The 14,955-nt window shown below is 68.9% G+C and carries 16 protein-coding genes and 1 riboswitch; of the genes, 7 read left to right on the forward strand and 9 right to left on the reverse strand.

The annotated features are described in order from the left end of the window. Nucleotides 1-208 precede the first annotated feature (208 nt). Entirely contained in the window at nucleotides 209-1,594 is a 1,386-nt protein-coding gene (locus tag SY2F82_RS26500) for a serine hydrolase (protein ID WP_200421659.1), read from the forward strand. Nucleotides 1,595-1,656: 62 nt separating this feature from the next. On the opposite strand, the gene SY2F82_RS26505 is transcribed toward SY2F82_RS26500, so the two are convergent. Both SY2F82_RS26505 and SY2F82_RS26510 read right to left on the reverse strand, forming a co-directional pair. Continuing rightward, entirely contained in the window at nucleotides 1,657-2,109 is a 453-nt protein-coding gene (locus SY2F82_RS26505; protein WP_200421660.1) for a GNAT family N-acetyltransferase, read from the reverse strand. Nucleotides 2,110-2,160: 51 nt separating this feature from the next. Continuing rightward, a complete protein-coding gene (locus tag SY2F82_RS26510; protein ID WP_200421661.1) occupies nucleotides 2,161-2,619 on the reverse strand; it encodes a MarR family winged helix-turn-helix transcriptional regulator in 459 nt (152 codons plus the stop codon). Between the two features lie 139 nt (nucleotides 2,620-2,758). On the opposite strand from SY2F82_RS26510, the gene SY2F82_RS26515 reads away from it, so the two are divergent. Further along, a complete protein-coding gene (locus SY2F82_RS26515; protein ID WP_200421662.1) occupies nucleotides 2,759-3,967 on the forward strand; it encodes an MFS transporter in 1,209 nt (402 codons plus the stop codon). Between the two features lie 65 nt (nucleotides 3,968-4,032). On the opposite strand, the gene SY2F82_RS26520 is transcribed toward SY2F82_RS26515, so the two are convergent. The 6 genes from SY2F82_RS26520 to SY2F82_RS26545 form a co-directional block, all read right to left on the reverse strand. After that, a complete protein-coding gene (locus tag SY2F82_RS26520) occupies nucleotides 4,033-4,899 on the reverse strand; it encodes a GNAT family N-acetyltransferase (protein WP_200421663.1) in 867 nt (288 codons plus the stop codon). A gap of 132 nt (nucleotides 4,900-5,031) precedes the next feature. Continuing rightward, entirely contained in the window at nucleotides 5,032-5,514 is a 483-nt protein-coding gene (locus SY2F82_RS26525; RefSeq protein ID WP_200421664.1) for an NUDIX domain-containing protein, read from the reverse strand. 156 nt (nucleotides 5,515-5,670) lie between these two features. Next, a complete protein-coding gene (locus tag SY2F82_RS26530) occupies nucleotides 5,671-6,576 on the reverse strand; it encodes a LysR family transcriptional regulator (protein WP_200421665.1) in 906 nt (301 codons plus the stop codon). 258 nt (nucleotides 6,577-6,834) lie between these two features. Beyond that, nucleotides 6,835-7,989: a cystathionine gamma-lyase gene (locus tag SY2F82_RS26535; protein WP_200421666.1), complete on the reverse strand. Its 1,155-nt coding sequence runs from the start codon at nucleotides 7,987-7,989 to the stop codon at nucleotides 6,835-6,837. Beyond that, nucleotides 7,986-8,477 (reverse strand): low molecular weight protein-tyrosine-phosphatase, encoded by a 492-nt coding sequence (locus tag SY2F82_RS26540; RefSeq protein ID WP_200421667.1) that lies wholly within the window; start codon nucleotides 8,475-8,477, stop codon nucleotides 7,986-7,988. Before SY2F82_RS26540 ends, SY2F82_RS26535 begins: the two co-directional genes overlap by 4 nt. A 9-nt stretch (nucleotides 8,478-8,486) precedes the next feature. After that, nucleotides 8,487-8,867: a phage holin family protein gene (locus tag SY2F82_RS26545; RefSeq protein ID WP_103837261.1), complete on the reverse strand. Its 381-nt coding sequence runs from the start codon at nucleotides 8,865-8,867 to the stop codon at nucleotides 8,487-8,489. Nucleotides 8,868-8,926: 59 nt separating this feature from the next. Between SY2F82_RS26545 and SY2F82_RS26550 the strand changes: the two genes are divergently transcribed. The 4 genes from SY2F82_RS26550 (at nucleotide 8,927) to SY2F82_RS26565 (ending at nucleotide 11,269) form a co-directional block, all read left to right on the forward strand. Further along, a complete protein-coding gene (locus SY2F82_RS26550; protein WP_200421668.1) occupies nucleotides 8,927-9,244 on the forward strand; it encodes a cupin domain-containing protein in 318 nt (105 codons plus the stop codon). Nucleotides 9,245-9,426: 182 nt separating this feature from the next. After that, nucleotides 9,427-9,639 (forward strand): DUF5326 family protein, encoded by a 213-nt coding sequence (locus SY2F82_RS26555; RefSeq protein ID WP_200421669.1) that lies wholly within the window; start codon nucleotides 9,427-9,429, stop codon nucleotides 9,637-9,639. Between the two features lie 241 nt (nucleotides 9,640-9,880). Then, entirely contained in the window at nucleotides 9,881-10,732 is an 852-nt protein-coding gene (locus SY2F82_RS26560; RefSeq protein ID WP_374707207.1) for an IclR family transcriptional regulator, read from the forward strand. 99 nt (nucleotides 10,733-10,831) lie between these two features. Further along, nucleotides 10,832-11,269 carry an SsgA family sporulation/cell division regulator gene (locus SY2F82_RS26565; RefSeq protein WP_059127372.1) on the forward strand — a complete coding sequence of 146 codons (438 nt, stop codon included), beginning with the start codon at nucleotides 10,832-10,834 and terminating at the stop codon, nucleotides 11,267-11,269. A gap of 99 nt (nucleotides 11,270-11,368) precedes the next feature. On the opposite strand, the gene SY2F82_RS26570 is transcribed toward SY2F82_RS26565, so the two are convergent. Continuing rightward, the gene (locus tag SY2F82_RS26570; protein WP_200421671.1) at nucleotides 11,369-12,802 is read right to left on the reverse strand and encodes a YibE/F family protein; all 1,434 of its coding nucleotides are present in this window, start codon (nucleotides 12,800-12,802) and stop codon (nucleotides 11,369-11,371) included. 71 nt (nucleotides 12,803-12,873) lie between these two features. Next, nucleotides 12,874-13,030: riboswitch (TPP riboswitch) on the forward strand. On the opposite strand from SY2F82_RS26570, the gene thiC reads away from it, so the two are divergent. Next, nucleotides 13,023-14,807 carry a phosphomethylpyrimidine synthase ThiC gene (gene thiC / locus SY2F82_RS26575; protein ID WP_236041800.1) on the forward strand — a complete coding sequence of 595 codons (1,785 nt, stop codon included), beginning with the start codon at nucleotides 13,023-13,025 and terminating at the stop codon, nucleotides 14,805-14,807. (Overlaps the previous riboswitch by 8 nt.) Nucleotides 14,808-14,955: the final 148 nt, after the last annotated feature.

Raw genomic sequence — 14,955 nt, forward strand, 5'->3', positions numbered from 1 at the left:
CTCGGATTTCGCTTCACGACTGACGGTGTCGAAGAGATCGCCGGTCGTGCCGGGTCGGCTGCACGAGAGCGAACATCACAGTGGACACGACCCGTCCGGCCGGTCTGCCTGCCATCACCGCACAAGTCCTCGAAGCGTTCCGCTGAAGAAGTGCCATCTCGGTGGAAATGGGCTCGACGCGGGATGCCGTGGCGGGTGGACTGGGGCCATGACGACATCTCAGGAAGAGCTGCTTCCCACAACGCGCCGGGCCCTGTTGCACCGGATCGCCGTGGCGCAGGCCGATGGGCGGGCGCCGTCACTGGTGGCGGCTGTTGTCCGCGGTGGGCGGACGGTGTGGCACGGTGCACGATCCTGCGTGGACGGCCATGCTCCGGACGAGAACGTGCAGTACCGGATCGGGTCCATCACCAAGACGTTCACAGCGGTTCTCGTCCTGCGGCTGCGTGACGAGGGGGTTCTGGATCTGGGCGATCCGCTGGAGAAGCATCTGCCCGGCACAGGGGTGGGGGAGGTGACCATCGCCGATCTGCTCGCGCATACCGGTGGTCTCGCGGCGGAGTCGCCCGGCCCGTGGTGGGAACGGACGCCGGGAACGCTGCGGCCCGAGCTGGCGGACGTGCTGGGCGAGCATCCCTTGCGGCACCCGGTCGGGCGCAGGTTCCACTACTCCAACCCCGGCTACACGCTCCTGGGCGCGCTGGTCGAGCAGGTGCGCAGGGCGCCGTGGGAGGACGTTCTGCGGCGTGAGGTGCTGGAGCCGCTGGGGCTGCTCCGGACCGGCGGCCGGTCGCAGGCACCGCATGCGGGCGGGTGGGCGGTGCATCCGTGGGCGGATGTGATGCTGCCGGAGCCTGCCGAGGATCTCGGACGGATGGCTCCGGCCGGACAACTGTGGTCGACCACCGGCGACTTGGCCCGTTTCGCTGTCTTCCTGGCGCAGGGTGACGAGCGGGTGCTGAGTGCGGAGTCCGTTCGGGAGATGCGGAAGCCTGCCGCGCCGCCCGAGGCGTCGGATGTGGTCGCGGGTTCCGCGTACGGTCTCGGGTTGCGGCTTCAGCGCCGGGACAGCCGTCTCCTGATCGGGCATTCCGGTTCCCTGCCCGGGTTCCTGGCCGATCTCACGCTGAGCGTCGAGGATGACGTGGCTGCCGTCGTGCTGGCCAACTGCACGTCGGGGCCGGCTGTCTCCTCCCTTGCCGCCGACCTCGTGGGGATCGTGGCGGAGGCGGAGCCACGGATCCCCGAGCCGTGGCGGCCGCTGTCCGATGTGGACCGTTCGGTGCTGGAACTGGTGGGGCAGTGGTACTGGGGCACGCAGGGGTTCGTCCTGCGGCTGACGGCCGATGGGGGTGTCTCGCTGGAGCCGTTGTCCGGAGTGGGTCGGCGAGCGCGTCTGCGGCCCAACGAGGACGGCACCTGGACGGGACTGGACGGCTACTACGCGGGGGAGGTTCTGAAAGCGGTACGGCGGGCGGACGGATCGGTGAGCCACCTGGACCTCGGTTCGTTCGTGTTCACGCGCCAGCCGTACGAGCAGGGTGCTCCGGTACCCGGCGGTGTGGACCCGGACGGGTGGAGAGGGATCCGGTAGGTCCCGCTGAGGGTCAGGAAGGGCCTGTTTCACGTGAAACAGGCCCTTCCCGGTGAGCGGTGTCAGAGCTGCCGTTTGAAGCCCACGTGCGACGCCTGGAAGCCGAGGCGTTCGTAGAAGCGGTGGGCATCGGTGCGGGTGACGTCGGAGGTCAGCTGGACCAACTGGCAGTCGTGGCGCCGGGATTCGTCGACCGCCCATTCAATGAGTTGTGTTCCCAGGCCGCTGCCGCGTTCGTCCGCATGGATGCGGACGGCCTCGATAATGGAGCGGGTGGCGCCCATGCGGGACAGTCCGGGAATGATGGTGAGCTGGAGGGTGCCCACTACCCGGCCGTCGCGTACGGCGACCACGAGGTGCTGATTCGGGTCGCTGCTCACCCGCTTCAGGGCGTGCAGGTAGGGCGTCAGGTCGTCCGGTGATTCACGCTGGGCGCCGAGCGGGTCGTCGGCGAGCATGGCGACGATCGCGGGGACGTCGCCCGCGACGGCGGGCCGTATGTCGAGTTCTCCCATGCCTGCACCCTAGGGCCGCTTCGAGGGTGCCGGGTGGCCGGGAGCGGATGGCTAGGCAGGTACGTCCAAGGACTCGACGACGCGGACCAGTGGTGCCAGTTCCGGCTTCTTCGCCGCCTCGGCGAGGGCTTCGCGCAGGGCGGCGTTGTTGGTGGGACGGGCCTCTTCCAAGAGCTTGAGGCCGGCCTCGGTGACGTTGGTGTAGATGCCGCGGCGGTCGGTGGGGCACAGATACCGCGAGAGCAGACCGCGGTCCTCGAGTCTGGTCACCAGTCGGGTCGTGGCGCTCTGGCTGAGGACCACCGCGTCGGCGACCTGCTTCATCTGGAGATGTCCCCCCTCGCCGTCGTGCTGACGGCTGAGTACGTCCAGCAAGGAGTACTCCCGCACGCTCAGCCCGTGTTTGGCCTGGAGCGCGCGTTCGAGGTGGGCCTCGATCCTCCCGTGCAGCAGGGAGAGGGCGCACCAGCCCTGGGCGAGGGCGGTGAGCGCGGGGTCCGTCGCTGACATGGCGTTGTCCTCCACTTCGGAGCAGCTCACCACCAGGGTAGAGCACCGCCGCAATAGACCGCGCTTGCATATATAGCGCGTCTGCAATTATTGTCGAAGCGTGCAAGGTGCTCCAGCAAACGTTGAGAAGGTGTCCTCCATGCCCCTCGCTCTTCTGGCTCTCGCCATCGGAGCCTTCGGGATCGGAACCACAGAGTTCGTGATCATGGGTGTGCTGCCCCAGGTCGCGAGCGACTTCGGGGTCTCCATCCCCACCGCCGGGCTGCTCGTGACCGGCTATGCCCTGGGAGTGATGTTCGGCGCTCCGATCATGACGGCGCTAGGTACCAGGGTCCCCCGCAAGCGGATGCTGATGCTTCTGATGGGCCTGTTCGTCGTGGGCAATCTGCTGTCCGCCGTCGCCCCGGTCTTCGGATTGATGCTGGTGGGTCGGGTGGTGGCCTCTCTGGCCCACGGCGCGTTCTTCGGCATCGGCTCGGTGGTCGCCGCCGATCTGGTCGCACCGGAGAAGAGGGCCGGCGCCATCTCCATGATGTTCAGCGGTCTCACGATCGCCAACGTCGTCGGTGTCCCGCTCGGCACACTCGTCGGACAGTCCGCAGGCTGGCGGGTCACCTTCACGCTGGTCGCCGCGCTCGGTGTGGTCGGGCTGCTGGGGGTCGCGAAGCTCGTGCCCGAGATGCCGAGGCCCGAGGGCGTGCATCTGCGCCATGAGCTGGCCGCCTTCAAGAACGCGCAGGTGCTGCTCGCGATGGCGATGACCGTGCTCGGCTTCGGCGGTGTGTTCGCGGCCATCACGTACATCGCGCCGATGATGACCCGTGTCACCGGCTTCGCCGACAGCTCGGTCACATGGCTGCTCGTTCTCTTCGGCCTCGGCATGGTCGGCGGGAACCTCATCGGCGGCAAGTACGCGGACCGTGCCCTGATGCCGATGCTGTACGTGTCACTGGGCGGTCTCGCCCTCGTGCTCGCGCTGTTCACCGTCACCGCGCACACCAAGACGCTCGCCGCCGTCACGATCGTGCTGATCGGCGCCCTCGGGTTCGCGACCGTGCCGCCCCTGCAGAAGCGGGTACTGGATCACGCGCACGGCGCTCCCACCCTCGCCTCGGCAGCGAACATCGGTGCCTTCAACCTCGGCAATGCCCTGTCGGCCTGGCTCGGTGGCCTGGTCATCGCCGCCGGACTCGGCTACACCGCCCCCAACTGGGTCGGCGCCGTCCTCGCTGTGTCCGCCCTGCTGCTGGCGTTCCTCTCCGCGGCACTGGAGCGCCGGGAGACGGCCGCGAGCACGATGGTGGTGGGCGCCGCGCCCAGCGAACGGCGCACCGCAGTGCGCCACTGAGCGCCTGCGAGCGCGGCGTATGCTTCCCGGCACCCGGGAGCACGCGTCGCGCCGTGCGGCTCTGCTCAGCCCGCCGCCACCGTCAGCGGGGCGAAACGCCGGGTCCAGTCGCCGGGCAGATCCGGGATGCCGTACGTCATGACCGCGTTGATGCCCGCCGAGGCGAGACCCCGCTCCTTCAACCAGGTCAGCAGGCCCTCGTGCCGTACATCGACATCCGTGCGCAGTGGGCGGTCGGTGTGCGCGGCCAGGGAGGCGACGAGCGCCTTCGCCGTCTCCGTGTCGCGGGCGACGAGGGGACCCACGACATGGGTGTCCATGTTGGGCCAGGCAGCCGCGTAACCGATGATCCGCTCCTTCTCCTCTGCGACCCGCAACTGGTCGGCGAACGCGGGCAACCGCGTGATCATGTGCGTCCGGTCGGCGCCGAACACCTCCTCGTCGAGCCGGACGAGGGTGGCGAGATCCTCCCCGGTGGCCGGACGGGTGGAGACGGTGAGGGACGGTCCGCCGGCCGTGAAGTGCCCACGCACCATCTCGGAGCTGCCGATGGCCTTGAAGCCCAGCTCCTCGTACAGGGGGCGGCCGTACGGGGTCGCGTACAGCGTGAGCGGGACGGTGCCTGATTCCGCGACCACATGCCGCATCAGCCGGCGGCCGACGCCTTGGCGCGCGTGCCGCTCGGCGACGAGCACCATGCCGACGGCGCGGAGATCGGGACGGTAGCTGGACCCGTACTCGGTGACGACACACGCGGTGACGAGCCCACCCTCGGGATCGTCGATGCCGTATCCCTTCCCGGCGGCCAGGAGCAGGCCCCACTTGTGTTCCTCGCGGGGCCAACCACGGTCCTCGGACAAGTCGGCGCAGGCATGGAGGTCGCGGGGGGTCAGACGGCGAATGGGCAGAGCGGCGAGGGCAGGTGTCGACACGCTGGTCAGGCTGTCTGACATGAGCCACTGGCGTCCACCGGTTTGAGGCGTAACACACATGCTTTTGGCCACCTCTCACCCGACCGCACAGCACAGGGCCAGACGTTTCACGTGAAACGTCAGTCCCGGCACTCAGCCCAGGTCTGGCGCGTGCATGGCTCGTACGCCCTCGATGTTCCCGTCCAGGTAATGCCGCAGCGACAGCGGAACGAGATGGACCGAGGCGATGCCCACGCGGGTGAACGGCACCCGCACGACTTCGTACTCACCGGCCGGCTCCTCGACCTCGGGACCGTGCCGAAGGCGCTCGTCCATCGACTCCAGACGGCAGACGAAGAAGTGCTGAACCTTCACGCCGGTCGGGCCGCCGCCTTCACCGATGTGCTCCACCGTGTCCACGAAGCAGGGCACGACATCGGTGATCTTGGCACCGAGTTCCTCGTCGACTTCCCTGTGCAGCGCGTCGATGACGGTCGTGTCGGACGGCTCGACCCCGCCACCCGGAGTGACCCAGTAGGGATCAACGCCGGGCTTGGTCCGCTTGATCAGGATGAGATCGTCACCATCCAGCAGGATGGCGCGGGCGGTGCGCTTGACCACGGGACGAACGGTCATGGGAGAAATGTGGCCCAGCATGTTCCACGTGAAACATCGCCCGCCGCACATCGCACCCCATCCCAGCTGAACACCGGGCGATGCACGCGGGGGCGTCTACAGCCGTCGCCGACCCTGGTCACCGTCGCCCGCATTTTCGTTACACACCGTAGTCACTCAGCCCCAGTCGGCCGCAGCCCGCAGCAACCAATCATGGGCCCGGGCTATGGGCGGCATGGCAAGCGTCCCGGTCCGGACCACGAGGAAGTAGGTCCGCAGCGGGGGAACCGCGGGTTCGTGCAGGGCCACCACCTCACCCCGCTCCAGTGCAGAGGCGCACAGATAGCGCGGCAGCACGGCGAGCCCGGCACCGGTGGCGGCGCAGCCGAGTACGGCGCGCAGATCGGGGACGATGACCGTGCCGGCGGCGGCCGGACGGGAGTCGAAGACGGAGGCCCAGTACCGGGAGACGAACGGCAGCGACTCGTGCACCTCGACCACCGGAAGGTTCTCCAGCGCGTAGGCGCCCTTGCGGCGCAGCCTGCCGGGTCCGATGCGGGACGCCCAGCGCGGGGCGGCGACCAGGACATGTTCCTCGTCGCACAGCGGAGTCGCGGTGAGCAGCGCACCACGCGGCCTGGCCGTGGTGATGGCCAGATCGTGGTGCCCGGCGGCAAGCCCTTCCAGCGCCTCGTCCGCGGTCCCGAAGGAGACGCGCAGGGCCAGCCCCTGGCCGTCGTCGCCGGTCAGTTCCGCCAGCGCGGGCAGGGCGCGCTCTGCGGTGAATTCCGGCGGACCGGCGAGATGCAGGGTGCGCAGCGACACCTGCTCGTCGAGCCCGGTCTCTGCGATCTCCACCAGGGCGTCGAGATGGGGCGCGGCCTTGTGGGCGAGTTCGTCGCCGATGGTCGTGGGCGTCACCCCGCGAGCCTGCCGCAGGAAAAGGGGACGGCCGAGCTGCCGTTCCAGCGTGCGGATCTGGGAGGTGACCGCCGGCTGGGAGAGGCCGAGCAGCGCCGCGGCGCGGGTGAACGAGCCGGCCCGGTGCACGGTCACGAAGGTGCGCAGCAGGGCCAGATCCATGGTGCTCCCTCCGCTCCCGCACCCCCGGACGCGCCCAACTATAAATAAGTCGATAGGTTTCTGTCGCTACTGTGATTGGACACTGACACAGAGTCAACTAGCCTTGGTCGCGCGGTTCTTTGCGCGCGGAACCGGGACGGTCCGAGCCATGAGGGGGGAGGCTCGGACCGTCCGTCGAACGTAGAAGGGCATCCTTGGTCGGCGGACCGGCTCCCCCGAGGTGCGTAGCCCCGGCGGTCACCGGTGGCCGGCTCGCGGTCAGCGCGCCGACTCCTCCACCGCACGGAGCACATCGGTCACCAGGTCCTCGGGATCCTCGGCGCCGACCGACAGCCGGATGAAGCCTTCCGGCACCGCGTCACCGCCCCAGCGCCCACGCCGCTCGGCGGTGGACCGCACCCCTCCGAAGCTCGTCGCGTCGTCGACGAGGCGCAGCGCGTCCAGAAAACGCTCGGCACGCGCGCGTGTGGGCAACGCGAACGACACCACACACCCGAAGCGCCGCATCTGCTGCGCGGCGACCTTGTGGGACGGGTCGTCGGGCAGGCCGGGATACCGCAGCCCGGTCACCTCGGGCCGGCCGCGCAGCGCCTCGGCGACGGCGAGCGCGTTGGCAGTCTGCCGGTCGGCGCGCAGGTGGAGCGTGGCCAGCGACCGGTGCGCCAGCCAGGCCTCCATGGGACCCGGAATGGCGCCGACGATCTTGCGCCAGCGCCGTACGGAGGTCATCAGCCCGGCGTTCCGGGACGCCACGTATCCGAGCAGCAGGTCGCCGTGCCCGGTGAGCATCTTGGTGCCGCTGGCCACGGAGAAGTCGGCGCCCAGCTCCAGGGGCCGCTGGCCGAGCGGGGTCGCCAGGGTGTTGTCCACGGCGACGAGGGTGCCCTGCGCATGCGCCGCCTCGACGAGCCGTCGCACGTCGCAGACGTCCAGTCCCGGGTTGGAGGGGGTCTCGATCCACAGCAGCCTCGCGCCGTCGAGGACGCCGAGCTGGGCGTCACCGGCGGTCGGCGCGGTACGCACCTCGATGCCGTACGCCGTGAGCTGCTCGCGCACCAGCGGCAGCGCCTGGTAGCCGTCCGCGGGCAGCACCACGGTGTCGCCCGCGCGCAGCTGGGAGAACAGGACGGCCGAGATCGCGGCCATGCCGGAGGCGAAGGTGAGTGTCTCCACGCCGTCCTCACCGGGCGCCTCCAGCTCGCCGATGGCGTGCTCCAGACGGCTCCAGGTGGGGTTCTCGTCCCGCCCGTAGGCGTACGGACCGGTCGGCTCGCCGGGCAGGTGGTAGTGCGCGGCGAAGACGGGACCCGGCAGGGTCGGCTCGTGCTTGACCGGCTCGGGCAGCCCCGCGCGGACCGCGCGCGTGCCGTCGCCGTATCCCGCGCCGGCCGTGCCGGCATCCCCTGAGCTCATGCTGCCCGTCCCTCCGCTTTCTCGCGTACCGCGGCGAGCAGGCCGAGGCTCGCCGCCTCCACCATCTCAAGGCACTCCTCGAAGCCGTCCATCCCCCCGTAGTACGGGTCCGGTACGTCGAGATCGCCGTCGGCCGCCGGGTCGTAGGAGCGCAGAAGCCGTACCTTCGCCGCGTCCTCGGGGGTGGGCGCGAGGCGGCGAAGGGCCTTCAGGTGCCCGAAGTCCAGGGCGATCACCAAATCCAGGCGGGAGAACCAGGAGGGCTGGAACTGCCGTGCGACATGATCGCTGCCGTAGCCGTTCTCCTCCAGGACGGCCACGGTGCGCGGATCGGCGCCGTCTCCCTCGTGCCAGCCGCCCGTACCGGCGCTGTCGACCTCGACCCGGTCGTCGAGACCGGCCTCCTCGATGCGGGCGCGGAAGACGGACTCGGCCATCGGGGAACGGCAGATGTTGCCGGTGCAGACGAAACAGACGCGGTAGGTCATGCGGCTCACTCAGTCCTTGTCGTCGGGCAGCACGACGTGCAGGGCCCAGGAGACGATCGAGATGATCAGGCCGCCCAGGACGGCGGTCCAGAAGCCCTCGACATGGAAGCTCAGGTCCAGCTTGCCCGCCAGCCATGAGGTCAGCAGCAGCATCAGCGCGTTGACGACCAGCGTGATCAGCCCGAGCGTCAGGATGAACAGCGGGAAGGTCAGCACCTTCACGATCGGCTTCACCAGGAAGTTCACCAGGCCGAACAGCAACGCCACGACGATGAGCGTGCCTATCTTCCGGCCGGTGCTCGAACCCGTGAGGGTGATCTTGTCCAGGAGCCAGACGGCGACGGCGAGGGCCCCGGCGTTGGCGATCGTCTTGACTACGAAATTCTTCATGTGTCTGATCGTGGCAGACCGGATCACAGGTGAGCACCGAGCAAGGGCGGACAAGGACGATGAAGGCATTCCGGCTGGACGAACTGGAGGCGGAGCGCGCCGCCAACGAGGGTGCGTACCTGCAGTTCCTGCGGGAGCGGAACATGTCGGTCGGCCTGTACGCGCTCGACGCGGGCGAACTGGACCCGCAGAAGCCGCACCGGCAGGACGAGGTGTACTTCGTCGTCAGCGGACGCGCCTCGATCACCGTCGGCATGGAGACGACTCAGGTCGGGCGCGGCAGCGTCGTCTATGTGCCCGCCGGAGTCCCTCACAAGTTCCACCACATCACCGAGGACCTGAGGGTGCTGGTGGTGTTCTCTCCGCCCGAGAGCTGAGGCCCGTCTAGGGGTTCCCTCAGGGGAGGAATCAGGGGAGGACGAGGGATGCGAGGCGCCCGCCGCTCCCCTCGGCGGCCCTAGCATCGAGGGCAGGACATCGAAGGACCCGCAAGCGCCGTCGTCGGACGGGACGCGGGCCCGAAGACGCACACAGACGCCGAGAGACAAGGACAAGGGCGATGCGAGAGATCTTCGCGGGTTTGCCGTGGTGGGTGAAGTGGGTCGCGGTGCCGGTCATCGCCCTGGTCGTCTTCGGCGGCGTGATCGCGTCCGTCATCGGCTTCGTGATCGGACTGCTCTTCAAGGTGCTGCTCTTCGTCGCGCTGGTCGGCGGACTCATCTACGTCGTACGGAAGTTCATGTCGAGCACCACATCCCGCGGAGACTGGTGAGTCGTCCGGAGCGCGCCAAGACGGAGGGGCGCGTCACGGGGAGGCGCTCCATGAGGCGGGGGCCCAGCGGTAACAGGGAACAGGACGTTCCCTCGGGGGAGGGAAGTTTTCCCGGCGACGCCGTCGGACCGCGGTGACGGACCGTTAAAGTCCGGAACTCGCGCACGGGAGCCCCCGCGCGCGGCGCATCCCCTCTCGTGTCCCCGCACGGGAGGCCGCCCTCGCGTTCCGGGAGTGATCTTTGGCCACGGTTGGTACCGCATCCGCAGACTCAACCGCTCCGCCCGCACAGCGACGGACCTCACCGGCGGAGGCACACCCCCGGCTCCCGCCCGCACAACCGACCTCCACCACCCTGATCGGATCCGTACAGCGCGCGATGCGTCTGCTGGAGGCCGTCGCCGGACGCCCGTACGGGGCCACTGCCAAGCAACTGGCCCGCGAGGTCGGCCTGGCGCTCCCCACGGCCTACCACCTGCTGCGCACCCTGACTCACGAGGGCTATCTGCGCCGCGAGAAGGGCCTGTTCTTCCTCGGTGAGGCGGCCGAGCGACTGAGCGCCTGCGCAGCCCAGCAGAAACGTCGCAGCATGGTGGACGACGCGCTCGCACAATGGCGTGATTCCATCGGTGTCCCCGTCTACTACGCGGTCTATCGCGACGGCGAGATCGACGTCCTGGGCGTCGCCGACACCCCCGGCAACCCGGCGGTGGAGGAGTGGGCCGACTTCCGGGAGACCGGGCACGCCCATGCGATCGGCCAGTGCCTGCTGTCCCAGCTCGACGATGAGGCCCGCCGAGACCACCTCAGCCGCTACCCCGTTCGGGCGATCACGCCGTACACCGTCCATGACGAGCGCGTGTTCCTCCGGCGACTGGAGCGCCTGCAACGCACAGAACCCGTGATCGAGCGCCAGGAGTACGCGCTCGGGGCGGTCTGTGCCGCGATTCCCCTGACCGTGGGGTCTACGGCCGCGACGATGGCGATCTCCCTGCCGTCCTGTGAGGCCGATCGGCTGCTGCCGGTGGCGCGCCGACTTCAGGAGGAGATCGGACGGATGCTCGGGACACTCGCGCTCTCTATCAGCATCTGAAAACTCACTCCTTGTGATCTGCCATGCACGTTCAGCAAACTTCCAGCAGGTGTCAGGGGATGCTTCCTGGCCAGTCCACGGCTACTGACGGGGTAGACGATGCGCGAGTCGGTACAGGCAGAGGTGATGATGAGCTTTCTCGTCTCGGAGGAGCTCTCGTTCCGCATTCCGGTGGAGCTGTGTTACGAGACCTGTGATCCCTATGCCGTGCGGCTGACCTTCCACTTGCCCGGGGATGCGCCCGTGACGTGGGCGTTCGGTCGCGAGCTGCTGGTCGACGGAGTGGGCAGGCCGTGCGGCGACGGAGATGTGCACATCGCGCCCGCCGAGCCGGACACCTTCGGCGATGTGCTGATCCGGCTCCAGGTGGGCGCGGACCGGGCGTTGTTCCGGTCCGGGGCGGTCCCGCTGGTCGCGTTCCTGGACCGTACGGACAAGCTGGTGCCGCTCGGTCAGGAGGGTTCCCTTGCCGACTTCGACGCACATCTTGACGAGGCGCTGGACCGGATCCTGGCCGAGGAGCAGAGCGCGGGCTGAGGCCGCGCTTCGGTGCTGTAACGGTTCCTCGCGGAGCTGTGAGGGGCGCGGTGGGTGCCGTAACGCTTCTGCGGTGCCTCCCCCGTGGATTGGGCGCCCTCAGTGCTTGCGGCGCCGCCCGCGCCCACCGCGGGCCGGCACGGCGACCGGAGCGGCGAACCGGTCGGAGCGTTCGGAGCGTTCGGAGCGGTCGGCCGAGACCACCAGGGCGGCCAGTGCCGTGGTCACCGGGACGGAGGCGACCAGGCCGATCGAACCGACGAGCGTGCGCACGATCTCCTCCGCGACCAGCTCGCTGTCGGCAACGGTGACCACGCTGCTTTGCGCGATGGAGAACAGCAGCAGCAGCGGCAGAGCGGCACCCGCGTACGCCAGGACGAGTGTGTTGACGACCGACGCGATGTGGTCGCGGCCGATGCGGATGCCCGCACGGTACAGACCACGCCAGCCCATCGACGGGTTCGCTTCGTGGAGCTCCCAGACCGCCGATGTCTGCGTCACCGTCACATCGTCGAGGACGCCGAGCGAGCCGATGATGACGCCTGCCAGCAGCAGGCCGCTCATGTCGATACCCGGGTACAGGCCGTGGATCAGGCCGGTGTTGTCGTCGGTGTTGCCGGTCAGCGCGGCCCAGCCGATGAACAGGGAGCCCAGCACACCGATCAGGGACAGGGAGACGAGCGTGCCGAGCACCGCCACCGAGGTGCGCGCCGAGAGTCCGTGGCACATGTAGAGGGCGATCAGCATGATGGCGCTGGATCCGACCACGGCCACGAGCAGCGGGTTCGAGCCCTGGAGGATCGCCGGCAGGATGAACAGGCTCAGCACCAGGAAGCTGACGGCCAGTGCGATGAGCGCCATCACACCGCGCATCCGGCCCACGACCACCACGGCGATGGCGAAGATGCCGGCCAGCAGTGCCATGGGGACCTTGCGGTTCACATCCGCCACCGAGTACTGCAGGTCCCTGGGGGCGGACGGTTCGTACGCGACCACGACCTTCTCGCCCTGATGCAGCTGTCGTGACTGGTCCGGCTGGACGATCTCCGTGAAGGTCCGGCCCTGGTCCTTGCCCGTGTCGACGCGCACCGTCGCCTTCTTGCAGGTGCCGGTCGACTGCTGCTGGGCTGAGGAGCCCTCGGCTGTGGAGGTGTCGCCGGTCGGGGTGTCACCCGAGGCGTTCACGGACTTGCAGTCCACCTGCACCACCCTGGTGACCGTGGCCTGCTGGGTCTGCCGGTCGAATCCCACACCGGTGCGCTTGTGCGACGGCACTCCGCCGGGCCACAGCACGACGAGACCGACGACCACGGCCGCCGTGAAGGGAATGAGGATCGCGGCGATGACTCCGCGCAGGTGCCGCGACACGGGGGCCGCCGGGCCATGGCTGTGGCTGTGGCTGTGGCTGTGCCCGCTCGGCCCCTGCCCGTGCCCGCCGCTCGGCCCATGGCCATGCGCGTCGCCCGGGCCGTGGCCGTGGCCATGGGACGGGTCGGGCGGTGGGTACGGGGGCGGATGCTGTGTCGTGGTCACCTAGGCATCATCGCAAGAAGGTATGAGGCCCACTGTTCAGCTCGCGCAAAGAGACGCTAGCGTGGGAGGACCTTTGCACACGCGGGAGCTCGGAGCACCGGGCTGAGAGGGCGCTGACCTCCGCAGACGCGATGTTTCACGTGGAACATCGGCGGGCGGAAACCGCTGCGTCGACCGCTGAACCTGTTACCGGGTAATGCCGGCGTAGGGAGTAGGTCTCATGACCAACAAGGACGTACGCACGCCTGCCTCCGTTCAGAGCGAACAGTCCCAGGAGGCCGGACCGTCCATCGGCTGGCACAAGGCGTACATCGAGGGCTCACGCCCCGATCTGCGGGTGCCGGTCCGTCGGGTGCACCTCACCAACGGGCAGTCGGTCACGCTGTACGACACCTCCGGCCCGTACACCGATCCACTCGTTCAGACCGACGTCCGCAGGGGCCTGACCCCGTTGCGGGAGAACTGGATCACTGCCCGCGGCGACACCGAGGAGTACGCGGGCCGTCCCGTCCGCCCGGAGGACGACGGCATCAAGCACACCTCGCCTCGGGGCGGACTGCGCAACCTCGACGCGGTGTTCCCGGGGCGGCCGCGTCAGCCGCGCCGCAGCCGCGACGGCAAGGCGGTGACGCAACTGGCGTACGCACGCCGCGGGGAGATCACACCGGAGATGGAGTTCGTCGCCCTCCGGGAGAACGTGTCCCCGGAGGTGGTGCGCGAGGAGATCGCGGCAGGCCGTGCGGTCCTCCCGGCCAACGTCAACCACCCCGAGATCGAGCCGATGATCATCGGCAAGCGATTCCTGGTGAAGGTCAACGCCAACATCGGCAACTCCGCTGTGACCTCGTCCATCGAGGAGGAGGTCGAGAAGATGACCTGGGCGACCCGCTGGGGCGCCGACACGGTCATGGACCTCTCCACCGGCCGCAACATCCACACCACGCGCGAGTGGGTGCTGCGCAACTCCCCCGTGCCGATCGGCACGGTGCCGCTCTATCAGGCCCTCGAGAAGGTCGACGGGAAGGCCGAGGAACTGACCTGGGAGATCTACAAGGACACGGTCATCGAGCAGGCCGAACAGGGCGTGGACTACATGACGGTGCATGCGGGGGTGCGTCTGCCGTACGTACCGCTGACCGCGAACCGCAAGACCGGCATCGTCTCGCGTGGCGGCTCGATCATGGCGGCGTGGTGCCTCGCCCACCACAAGGAGTCGTTCCTCTACGAGCATTTCGAGGAGCTGTGCGAGATCCTCGCGGCCTACGACGTCACGTACTCGCTGGGCGACGGCCTCAGGCCCGGTTCCATCGCGGACGCCAACGACGAGGCACAGTTCGCGGAACTGCGCACGCTGGGGGAACTCGGCCGGATCGCCAGGCGCTTCAACGTACAGACCATGATCGAGGGCCCGGGACACGTCCCGATGCACAAGATCAAGGAGAACATCGACCTTCAGCAGGAGATCTGCGATGAAGCTCCGTTCTATACGCTCGGGCCACTGACGACGGACATCGCGCCGGCGTACGACCACATCACCTCCGGCATCGGCGCCGCGATGATCGCCTGGTGGGGCACGGCGATGCTCTGCTACGTCACGCCCAAGGAGCACCTCGGCCTGCCCAACCGGGACGACGTCAAGACCGGCGTCATCACCTACAAGATCGCCGCACACGCGGCCGACCTCGCCAAGGGGCACCCGGGTGCGCAGGCGTGGGACGACGCGCTGTCCGACGCGCGCTTCGAGTTCCGCTGGGAGGACCAGTTCAACCTGGCCCTCGACCCGGACACGGCCCGCGACTTCCACGACGAGACCCTCCCGGCGGAGCCGGCCAAGACCGCCCACTTCTGCTCGATGTGCGGGCCGAAGTTCTGCTCGATGAAGATCTCCCAGGACATCCGCCGCGAACACGGTGGCAGCCGGGAGCAGATCGAGGAGGGCATGGCACAGAAGTCGAGGGAGTTCGCCGAGGCGGGGAACCGGGTGTACCTGCCGATCGCCGACTGACCTGGCAGTGCCGCCGGCGTTCCGTCATGCGGTGCCTCCGGCCTGCGCCGTCGCTGCGCAGGCCGGAGGGCCCGACTCACTCTCGCTCGAGCGCGGATCGTGGTGACGGAAGCGGCATGATGCCACCTGTCCACGTCAAGATCCCTAC

Source organism: Streptomyces sp. Y2F8-2 (assembly GCF_014905555.1).
Lineage (GTDB): Bacteria > Actinomycetota > Actinomycetes > Streptomycetales > Streptomycetaceae > Streptomyces > Streptomyces cynarae.

Excerpts from the sequence above, each read along its gene's own strand:
- SY2F82_RS26515 (WP_200421662.1), top strand. The coding sequence starts at position 2,759 with ATGCCCCTCGCTCTTCTGGCTCTCGCCATCGGAGCCTTCGGGATCGGA.
- SY2F82_RS26525 (WP_200421664.1), bottom strand. The coding sequence starts at position 5,514 with ATGACCGTTCGTCCCGTGGTCAAGCGCACCGCCCGCGCCATCCTGCTG.
- SY2F82_RS26535 (WP_200421666.1), bottom strand. The coding sequence starts at position 7,989 with ATGAGCTCAGGGGATGCCGGCACGGCCGGCGCGGGATACGGCGACGGC.
- SY2F82_RS26540 (WP_200421667.1), bottom strand. The coding sequence starts at position 8,477 with ATGACCTACCGCGTCTGTTTCGTCTGCACCGGCAACATCTGCCGTTCC.
- SY2F82_RS26510 (WP_200421661.1), bottom strand. The coding sequence starts at position 2,619 with ATGTCAGCGACGGACCCCGCGCTCACCGCCCTCGCCCAGGGCTGGTGC.
- SY2F82_RS26530 (WP_200421665.1), bottom strand. The coding sequence starts at position 6,576 with ATGGATCTGGCCCTGCTGCGCACCTTCGTGACCGTGCACCGGGCCGGC.
- SY2F82_RS26555 (WP_200421669.1), top strand. The coding sequence starts at position 9,427 with ATGCGAGAGATCTTCGCGGGTTTGCCGTGGTGGGTGAAGTGGGTCGCG.
- thiC (WP_236041800.1), top strand. The coding sequence starts at position 13,023 with ATGACCAACAAGGACGTACGCACGCCTGCCTCCGTTCAGAGCGAACAG.
- SY2F82_RS26500 (WP_200421659.1), top strand. The coding sequence starts at position 209 with ATGACGACATCTCAGGAAGAGCTGCTTCCCACAACGCGCCGGGCCCTG.
- SY2F82_RS26505 (WP_200421660.1), bottom strand. The coding sequence starts at position 2,109 with ATGGGAGAACTCGACATACGGCCCGCCGTCGCGGGCGACGTCCCCGCG.
- SY2F82_RS26565 (WP_059127372.1), top strand. The coding sequence starts at position 10,832 with ATGCGCGAGTCGGTACAGGCAGAGGTGATGATGAGCTTTCTCGTCTCG.
- SY2F82_RS26545 (WP_103837261.1), bottom strand. The coding sequence starts at position 8,867 with ATGAAGAATTTCGTAGTCAAGACGATCGCCAACGCCGGGGCCCTCGCC.
- SY2F82_RS26550 (WP_200421668.1), top strand. The coding sequence starts at position 8,927 with ATGAAGGCATTCCGGCTGGACGAACTGGAGGCGGAGCGCGCCGCCAAC.